This window comes from Kitasatospora aureofaciens (genome assembly GCF_019192735.1).
GTDB classification, from domain to species: Bacteria; Actinomycetota; Actinomycetes; order Streptomycetales; family Streptomycetaceae; genus Kitasatospora; species Kitasatospora aureofaciens_A.
On the sequence record NZ_JAHTKP010000004.1, the window covers coordinates 304,360 to 313,200 of the forward strand.

Genomic DNA, 8,841 nt, shown 5'->3' on the forward strand with positions numbered 1-8,841 from the left:
CTCGTTGTCTCGAATGGCTCGTTGTCTCGAATGCCGTGCCGTCAGACCAGGACGGCTGCGCCGACGGGCGTCAGCTCCGGAAGGAGGCCGATCTGGCGCTGCACGCCGTCCTCACCGCCGAGTTGGGGGAAGTACGTCATGGCCTGCCGGCACAGGTCGACGAGTTCGGCGTGCATCGCGGTACCGCCGTAAATGCCGACGCCGTACTGGTAGTACTCGAAGGCCGGCCCGGCGTACTCGGGCTCCTCCTTGCCGTTGATCATCCGGGTCCGGCCCGTGGGGGTCCTGGTGAGCAGGTCCGCGATGGGGTAGAGCACACCCTGCATGGACGCGATGAAGGTGCGCTCCAGGTGGTAGCGGCGGCTGGTGAAGTCGGTTCGCAGGTCGTCGACCTTCCGGCTGTAGAGCTCGTCGAGCAGCGCCAGGGTGTAGGTGAAGGCCGCGTTGAACAGCGTCATCAGCGCGCGCAGGCGCACGCTGTCCTGGACGTACTTGTCACCCACGTGCGGATCCCTGGCGAGGACGGCCACGGCGAGGGTGCTGTCGATGTTGACGATGGGCACCTCGGGCCCGCCCTTGACCTTCTGCTCCCGGGTGCCGTCGACGACGCCGATGCCCTCGATGTACGCGGCGATCCGCTTGAACTTCTCGAAGTGCGTGTACTCCTCCAGGCCCGGCTGCGGATTGGCCGGGTTGCGCGGCACGGTGCCCTTCTCGGGGTCGGCGCCCTCGCCCTGGTCGATGATGGTGTCCAGAGCTTTGAGGGCGCTGTCGAGGTCGGTCACCAGCAGGGTCGTGCCGCCGCCGTTCTGGTTCCAGTAGGCGCGGTGGTACTGGAACTCCTTGCGGCACTTGCTCCAGTCGATCTCCTTCTTCTTGTCCAGGAGTTTGAACCCCTCCTTGATCCTTCGGTAGAACTCGCCGAGCGTGCCGTAGTCCTCGACGTGCTCCTCCTCCTCGCCGCTCACCATCAGCCTGGGCTCCGGCAACTCCAGCGGCATGAAGGTCTTCTCCACCAGGTCCTTGGAGAGCCGCTCCAGGTGCAGCTCCAGGCGTCCCTGGTGGTGGGGCAGCACACCCGGGTACTCGGGGATGAAGTCCGCGGCGCAGAAGGTGATGTCGCCGCCGACGGCGATGAGCAGGTTGCGCGCCAGGCAGAGGTGGAGCATCTCCTCGATGGCGATACCCAGGATGGTGCGGAACGCCCCGATGCCCGGGGACCACTGGGAGTAGCCCTTCGTCTTGATCGAGTACGCGGAGTACAGATACAGCGGGATGGTGCACATCTCCACCCTCGCCGCGACCTTCAGGTGCGCGCGGAGGTTCGCGAGGGTCTTGATCTCCCCCTTCTTGAAGTCGGACGGATTGGTGAAGAGCGGCGAGATACTGCTCGTCGAGGTCATCGGACGATCCCTTCCTCAGCGCATGGCCGGACGTTGACGGTGATGTAGCCCGCGGCGGCCCACTCCCGGAGCCACGCCCGGCCGCGGAGCGGATCGGCGGTGCCCACGGCTCGGCTCGCCGGGGCACCGGTACTGAGCGCATGCAGGGCGGTGTAGGCGTCGGACGCCAGTTCCCGGATGACGACGACGTAGTCGCGCCGGCTGATCGCCAGCCAGGTGGGGTGCGGCTGCGGGAGGTCGGCGTCCTCGCCGCGCAGTGCCGCGATCAGGTAGTGGTGGACGGGGGCGCTGGTGCGCAGCAGCCGCAGACAGGGCGCGACCGTGACCTCGGCAGCGTCCCGGCCGTGAGCGGTGTGCCCGGGCTCCTCGGTGCCGGGGCCGTCCAGCACCTCGGTGTACAGGCGCTCCAGCCGGGCCAGGTCGATGAGGACGTCGACCCACGGTTCGTGCTCTCCCTGCGCGTCCGGCCGGTTGCGCTGGAGGTGCTCGGCGAAGTGCTCGTCCAGCCGGCTGAGCAGGTACGAACGCGAGGGGCAGGCGTCGAGATACTCCTGGGCGAACCGGTCGAACAGGTCCTGGCCGAGCAGGCGGACGAGAGCCGGGTGCAGGCTGCGCATGCTTTCCAGCAGACGCATGCGACAGCCGTGCTGGTAGAGGGCGAGGCGACGGTCGGCGCCCAGCTGCGCGGAGGCGGTGAGCACCCGGGAGGCCGTGCCGTCGGGGGCCGCCGCGCCGGGGTCGAGCAGCGCGGTCTGCATCCAGTGTTGGAGAGCGGCGAGCCCTGGCGCGTCAGCCACGCACGCCGCCCGTGGGCGGGGCGTCGGATGATGCGTGCGCGACGGCCGACGCGTGCGCGCGGGCCCGGTCCGCCTCCGCCAGGAGTTCCGGGAAGGACGGCAGGTGGTCGTCCCACTCCACCAGTGTCGAGACGCCGCCGGTGAGCCGGACGGCCGTCCGGTACAGGTCCCAGACCTGGGGGGAGACAGCGGCGTCATGGGTGTCGACGATGTGCGTGCCGTAGTCGGTGTGGCCGGCCAGGTGCGTCTGGACGACGCGTTGGTGGGGCAGGGCGCGCAGGTAGGTGTGCGGGTCGAACCCGTGGTTGACGGAGGACACGTAGACGTTGTTGACGTCCAGCAGCAGCGCGCAGTCGGAGTCGTCGGCGAGCCGGGACAGGAACTCCCACTCGGTCATCGTCGAGGCGGTGAAACCCGCGTAGGTGCTCGGGTTCTCCAGGACGAGTGGACGTTCGAGGATGTCCTGGACCATCCGGACACGGCCCACCACGTGCGCGAGCGACTCCTCCGTGAAGGGCAGCGGCAGCAGCTCGTGGGTGTTGACGCCGGCGACCCCGGTCCAGCACACGTGGTCCGACACCCAGACGGCCTGCACCTCGTCGGCGAGCCGCCGCAGCCGGGCCAGGTAGTCACGGTCGAGCGGGTCGGTGCTGCCGATCGAGAGGCAGACGCCGTGCAGCAGGATCGGGTAGCGCTCGGCGATCTCGTCGAGGGCGCGGCGGCGTCCGCCGCGGCAGTGCAGGTAGTTCTCGGTGAGCACTTCGAAGAAGTCGACGTCCGGCCAGTGGGCGCGGATGAACGGGACGTGCGGGCCGCGCAGTCCGACGCCGAAGCCCAGTCGGCGGGTGTCGGGGCGGAGCCCGCCGTCGGGCGCGCTAACGGTCATACTCGGGGACCATGTTGTCCGGGTAGCCCTGACCGGGGGACGGCCCGAAAGCGACGCCGGCCTCGTACATCCGGGCTTCGAACAGCTTGCGGGCCGTCATCCAGACGCTCTTGCCCTTGTACGGGCCGGCGGCGAAGACCCGGCTCTCGTTGATCGGGCTGGCGCAGCTCCCGTTCCAGCGGCAGGCCTGCTCACCGGGGTGGGCGTGCTCGAAGTCCGAACCGTGGTAGCCGCAGCCGCCACGCCCCCGGCAGGCGCCTTCGCCGTGGCAGACGTGGAGCACGGTGGCGCACGCGCCCATGCCTGCCATCGGAGCACTCTTGGTGATGTCCTGGTTGCTGCACGAGTTCAGCCCCATGCAGACGTGCAGGTCGCGGGGCTGGAGGTCCTCCGGCGGTTTCTTGGGCTGGACCCGCTCGCCGGACTCGTGGGCGAGCGCCTTGCGCTCGACGACGAAGTCGACGACCGATTCCAGGGCTTCCTGGGCTCGGCCGCCTTTGTGGCCATTGGGTTCGGGTTTCGCTTTCCCGGTCATGGGTTCATCTCCCTACTCGGTGGTTCGCTCCTCGGTGCACCGGCGTCGGCCTGACACATCGTCGGGGAGCACCGGACGGAAACGCGCCGAACACGCCGTGTACGGACGAGGGTGTCAGCTGAAAGTGCCAGCGATGGTCGGCGCAGTCTCAGTCGGCGGACGCATTCCGGGATTCCCCTGTCGGGGCCGCCGGGTTCCCTCTAGGCTGGCCGGGCAGCTGGTTCGCCCTGTCCGCCAGGCAGGCGCGTCGTAAGAGGGAACCCGGTGGGAATCCGGGACTGCCCCGCAGCGGTGAGTGGGAACGACCGCCGTCATACGCACTGGGCCCGGGTGGGCCTGGGAAGCGACGGCCAGTAGGTGTCCGCCCTTGTCCGGGCGGCCGTGCCCGCGAGTCCGAAGACCTGCCCGTTGCCCGCGCGCGACCGATCGCGCGCGGACATCCCGGTGACCTCGTGGGCGGGTCGGCGTACATACCAGGTGGATCCGGCACGCGACGTCCTTGCGGCCACCGCCCGGTCCGTCACCCCTTCGCGCCTTCGTCCCGTCCCCGGGGACCACAGGAGACAGACTCGCGAAGGAGAGTCCCTTGACAGCGAAGTCCGCAGCCGCCGCCACCCGGGCCACCGTGTACGGCTACCCCCGGCAGGGCCGCAACCGGCAGCTGAAGAAGGCGATCGAGGGGTACTGGAAGGGCACCGTCACCGCCGACGCCCTGCACACCACCGCGGCGGTGCTACGCCGGGAGAACTGGCAGCAGCTCGTCGACGCCGGCGTGAACGAAGTGCCCACGGGCGACTTCTCGCTCTACGACCACGTGCTGGACGCCACCGTCGCGGTCGGCGCGATCCCGCCCCGGCACCGGGCCGCCTACGAGGCCGACCCGCTGGACGGGTACTTCGCGATGGCGCGCGGCACGCAGGAGGTGGCGCCGCTGGAGATGACCAAGTGGTTCGACACCAACTACCACTACCTGGTGCCCGAACTCGGCCCCGACACCGCCTTTGCGGCCGACTCCGCAAAGCAGGTCGGCGATTTGAGGGAGGCGCTGGCGCTCGGTCACGACGCCCGCCCGGTACTGCTCGGACCGGTCACCTATCTGCTGCTGGCCAAGCCCGCCCCCGGGGTCGCACCCGACTTCCAGCCGCTCACCCTGCTGGACCGGCTGCTGCCCGTCTACGCCGAACTCCTCGCCGACCTGCGCGCCGCAGGGGCCGAGTGGGTGCAGCTGGACGAGCCGGCGCTCGCCCAGGACTGCACACCCGCCGACTTGAACGCCGCCGCCCGCGCCTACCGTGAGCTGGGCGCTCTCACCGACCGTCCGAAGCTGCTGGTCGCCGGCTACTTCGACCGCCTCGGCGGCGCCCTGCCGGTGCTGGCCAAGGCCCCGATCGAGGGCCTGGCGCTGGACTTCACAGGACGGGCCGCCGCCAACCTGGACGACCTCGCCGCCGCCGGCGGGCTGCCCGGCAAGCGCCTGGTCGCCGGGGTGGTCGACGGCCGCAACATCTGGATCAACAACCTCGGCGCCTCGCTCGCCACCCTGGCCACCCTGCTGGGCCTCGCCGACAGCGTGGACGTCGCGCCGTCCTGCTCGCTGCTGCACGTCCCGCTCGACGCCACCGCCGAACGCGAGGTGGACCCGCAGATCGCCCGCTGGCTCGCCTTCGCCCGGCAGAAGGCGACGGAGACCGCACTGCTCGCCCGCGGCCTGCGCGAGGGCGCGGGTGCGATCGTCGCCGAACTCGCCGCCAACCGGGCCGATCTCGCCTCGCGGGCCGCCTCGCCGATCACCCGAGACCCCGCCGTCCGGGCCCGCACCGCCGCCGTCACCGAGGCCGACGCCCGTCGGGCCCAGCCCTACGCCGACCGCGTCGAGGCCCAACGCGCCAGGCTGGGGCTTCCGTTGCTGCCCACCACCACGATCGGCTCGTTCCCGCAGACCGCCGACCTGCGTGCCGCCCGGGCCGACCTGACCGCCGGACGGATCGACCAGGACGCCTACCAGGAGCGGATGGCGGCCGAGATCCGGGAGGTGATCGCCTTCCAGGAGAAGGCCGGCCTGGACGTCCTGGTGCACGGCGAGCCCGAACGCAACGACATGGTCCAGTACTTCGCCGAGCAGCTCACCGGCTACCTGGCCACCCGGCACGGGTGGGTGCAGTCCTACGGCACCCGGTACGTGCGGCCGCCCGTGCTCGCCGGGGACATCTCCCGCCCGCACCCGATGACCGTCGAATGGTTCCGCTACGCCCAGGGGCTGACCGACCGCCCGGTCAAGGGCATGCTCACCGGCCCGGTCACGATGCTCGCCTGGTCGTTCGTCCGCGACGACCAGCCGCTCGCCGAGACCGCCCGCCAGGTCGCCCTCGCCCTGCGCGACGAGGTCGTCGACCTGGAGGCGGCCGGCGGCGCCGTCATCCAGGTCGACGAACCGGCCCTGCGTGAGACCCTGCCGCTGCGGGCGGCCGACCGGCCTGCGTACCTGGACTGGGCGACGGAGGCGTTCCGGCTCACCACCTCGGGGGTCCGTGCGGACACCCAGATCCACACCCACATGTGCTACGCCGAGTTCGGGGACATCCTGAGCGCCATCGAGGAGTTGGACGCCGATGTGATCTCGCTGGAGGCCGCCCGCTCCCGCATGCAGGTGGCCGGCGAGCTGGCCGGGGTGGGGTACCCGCGCGAGGTCGGCCCGGGGGTGTGGGACATCCACTCGCCCCGCGTCCCGAGCACCGAGGAGGCCGTCCGCCTGCTCCGGGCCGGGCTGGAGGCGATCCCGGCCGAGCGGTTCTGGGTCAACCCCGACTGCGGCCTGAAGACCCGCGGCTGGCCCGAGACGCAGGCGTCGTTGGAGCACCTGGTCGCCGCGGCCCGGCAGGTCCGCGCCGGCTTGGCCGACTGACGCGGATCCGGTCGGGGCGGTCGGGATCCGGCTCCCGTCCGCCCCACGGGCCGACCGGGGCGGTCAGCCCGTCCGGTGGACGTGGAAGCCGTGGCCGGTCTTGCGGCCCAGCAAGCCGGCCTCCACCATGCGGGAGAGCAGGGGCGGGGGTGAGTACAGCGGCTCCTTGTACTCGTCGTACAGCGCACGCGCGATCGCCTCGACGGTGTCCAGGCCGATGAGGTCGGCGAGGTGGAGCGAGCCCATCGGGTGGGCGCAGCCGTGGACCATGCCCGCGTCGATGTCCTCGGGGGTGGCGTGGCCGGCCTCGGCCATCCGGATCGCGGACAGCAGATAGGGCACGAGCAGGGCGTTGACGACGAAGCCGGCCCGGTCGCGGGTGCGCACCACGCTGGCCGACCGGCTCGCCGACCGCCACGGCGTCACGGTGGCCACCGGCCCGGGCACCGGCGACGACCGGCTGCACCACTACGACCCGGCCACCCGCACCCTCCGCCTCTCACCCCGGCTGCGCCCCGGCCAGCAGGCCTTCCGCCTGGCCACCCAGCTCGCCTACCTGGAACACGACGCGCTGCTCACCGAACTCGCGGCTCAGGACAGCCCCGAGGGCTCGGCGGCCCACGCGCTCACCCGGATCGGCCTGGCCAACTACTTCGCCGCCGCGCTCGTCCTGCCCTACCCCGCCTTCCACGCCGAGGCCGAGTCGGCGCGTTACGACATCGAGCACCTCACCGACCGCTTCGGCGTCGGCTACGAGACCGTCTGCCACCGGCTCAGCACCCTCCAGCGACCCCGGCTGCGCGGGGTGCCGTTCTCCTTCGTCCGGGTCGACCGGGCCGGCAACGTCTCCAAACGCCAGTCCGCCACCGGCTTCCACTTCTCCCGCACCGGCGGCACCTGCCCGCTGTGGAACGTCTACGAGGCCTTCGCCTCGCCCGGGCGGGTCCACGTCCAGGTCGCCGCCATGCCGGACGGGCAGCGCTACCTGTGGACCGCCCGCGCCGTCACCCGATCACCCGGCGGCTGGGGGCGGCCGGGCAAGACCTTCGCCCTCGGCCTCGGCTGCGAACTCCGGCACGCCCACCGGACGGTGTACTCGGCCGGCCTCGACCTCACCGACGAGGCCGCCGCGGCCCCGATCGGCCTGGGGTGCAAGGTCTGCGACCGCCCGGCCTGCCCCCAGCGCTCCGCCCCGCCGATCGGCCGCCCGCTGGTGGTCGACGAACACGCCGGCACCTTCGTGCCGTACCCCGTGTCCCCTGAGAAGCCTGCGCCCTGAGCGAGGGCGCACGCACCTGGCGCTCCGATCCCGACGGCAGCCTCCGAGGCACCTGGCCGTCGTCCGGGTGCCGATCGGCGGCGGGTCGGCTCGGCGGCCTCGGGTGTCCGGTTTCGAGGTCCGGGGTGGCCGGGGGCGGCGGGACTGGCATGATGGGGCCGCCATGTTCCAGCCAGCCCGTCCCAAGGTGTCCCGTGCCGCTGCGCCCGATGTCCGGCTGGTGCGGGCAGTCGGGCTGGCCACGGTGAGTGTGGCGCTGGCCGCGGCCGCGCATGCCGCCGCCGGAGGCGGCGTCGGCTCGGGGGAGCTGGTGATCGGCTGGCTGCTGATGGCGGTCGTCGGTGCCGTCGGCGCGGGGCGGCAGCGGTCGATGCCCGCGATCATGGGCGCGTTCTCCTTCGGCCAGCTGGGTCTGCACCTGCTGTTCGAGAGCGGTTCCGGCGTGCAGATGCAGGGCTCGGTGAAGCGGCTCGGTGCGGCGGGTGACGGGCACCAGCACATGCACCACCACATGGGGCCCGCGGCCGGTGCCGCGCACACGGCCGCCCACGCCGGGCTGCTCGGGCACTCGCCGACCATGCTGGCCGCGCACCTGGTCGCGGTGGTCGCCACGGGCTGGCTGCTGCACCGGGTCGAGGTGGTGCTGTGGCGGTTGCTGGGCCTGGCGCGCACGCTGCGGACGCTGGCCCGGCGCTGGCGCCGGCGGTTCGCCGACGCCTTCGCCCGTCTGCGCGGGGAGGACGGACCGACGGTCTGCCCCCACCGTGCGGGCGGGGTGGTCCCGGTGGCCGCCGACCGGGTCCGTCCATCCGTTTTCCTGCGTCACAGTGTGATCCGCCGAGGGCCTCCGTGGGTGGTGGGCGCGTAGCGACGGCCGGGCCGTGCCCGGCGGGTCGCCCGCCGATCCCGTCCTAGGGCGCGTATTCGGTCGTGATCAGTGGGTCCGGGTGAGGTCCTTGATCCAGATCATCGCGCCACGGAGGTGGAGGCCGGCGAGGTAGCTTTCCGGGGTCTTGTCATACCGGGTGGCGATGCCTCG

At 71.9% G+C, this 8,841-nt stretch carries 6 protein-coding genes, 2 pseudogenes and 1 riboswitch; of the genes and pseudogenes, 3 read left to right on the plus strand and 5 right to left on the minus strand.

From position 1 onward, the window contains the following. Positions 1 to 41: 41 nt before the first annotated feature. The 4 genes from KV557_RS07050 to KV557_RS07065 are packed head-to-tail and all read right to left on the minus strand — an operon-like array spanning position 42 to position 3,621. Positions 42 to 1,403: a ferritin-like domain-containing protein gene (locus KV557_RS07050; RefSeq protein WP_218198852.1), complete on the minus strand. Its 1,362-nt coding sequence runs from the start codon at positions 1,401 to 1,403 to the stop codon at positions 42 to 44. Continuing rightward, positions 1,400 to 2,200, minus strand: a complete 801-nt coding sequence (locus KV557_RS07055; RefSeq protein WP_218198853.1) for an HvfC/BufC N-terminal domain-containing protein — start codon at positions 2,198 to 2,200, stop codon at positions 1,400 to 1,402. Before KV557_RS07055 ends, KV557_RS07050 begins: the two co-directional genes overlap by 4 nt. After that, on the minus strand, positions 2,193 to 3,086 hold the full coding sequence (gene bufB / locus KV557_RS07060; RefSeq protein WP_218198854.1) for an MNIO family bufferin maturase: 894 nt from the start codon (positions 3,084 to 3,086) through the stop codon (positions 2,193 to 2,195). The genes KV557_RS07055 and bufB overlap by 8 nt, the downstream gene beginning before the upstream one ends. Next, positions 3,076 to 3,621, minus strand: a complete 546-nt coding sequence (locus KV557_RS07065; RefSeq protein ID WP_218198855.1) for a hypothetical protein — start codon at positions 3,619 to 3,621, stop codon at positions 3,076 to 3,078. Before KV557_RS07065 ends, bufB begins: the two co-directional genes overlap by 11 nt. Before the next feature lie 201 nt (positions 3,622 to 3,822). Further along, a riboswitch (cobalamin riboswitch) is annotated at positions 3,823 to 4,044 on the plus strand. A 163-nt stretch (positions 4,045 to 4,207) separates the two neighbouring features. Between KV557_RS07065 and metE the strand changes: the two genes are divergently transcribed. Further along, entirely contained in the window at positions 4,208 to 6,523 is a 2,316-nt protein-coding gene (gene metE, locus KV557_RS07070) for a 5-methyltetrahydropteroyltriglutamate--homocysteine S-methyltransferase (RefSeq protein ID WP_218198856.1), read from the plus strand. Positions 6,524 to 6,586: 63 nt separating this feature from the next. On the opposite strand, the pseudogene KV557_RS07075 reads toward metE, so the two are convergent. Continuing rightward, positions 6,587 to 6,916, minus strand: a pseudogene (locus KV557_RS07075) (3-hydroxyacyl-CoA dehydrogenase family protein); the annotation flags it as partial. Between KV557_RS07075 and KV557_RS07080 the strand changes: the two are divergent. Next, positions 6,915 to 7,802, plus strand: a pseudogene (locus tag KV557_RS07080) (short-chain fatty acyl-CoA regulator family protein); the annotation flags it as partial. The pseudogenes KV557_RS07075 and KV557_RS07080 overlap by 2 nt on opposite strands. A gap of 163 nt (positions 7,803 to 7,965) precedes the next feature. Further along, a complete protein-coding gene (locus KV557_RS07085) occupies positions 7,966 to 8,670 on the plus strand; it encodes a hypothetical protein (RefSeq protein ID WP_218198859.1) in 705 nt (234 codons plus the stop codon). Positions 8,671 to 8,841: the final 171 nt, after the last annotated feature.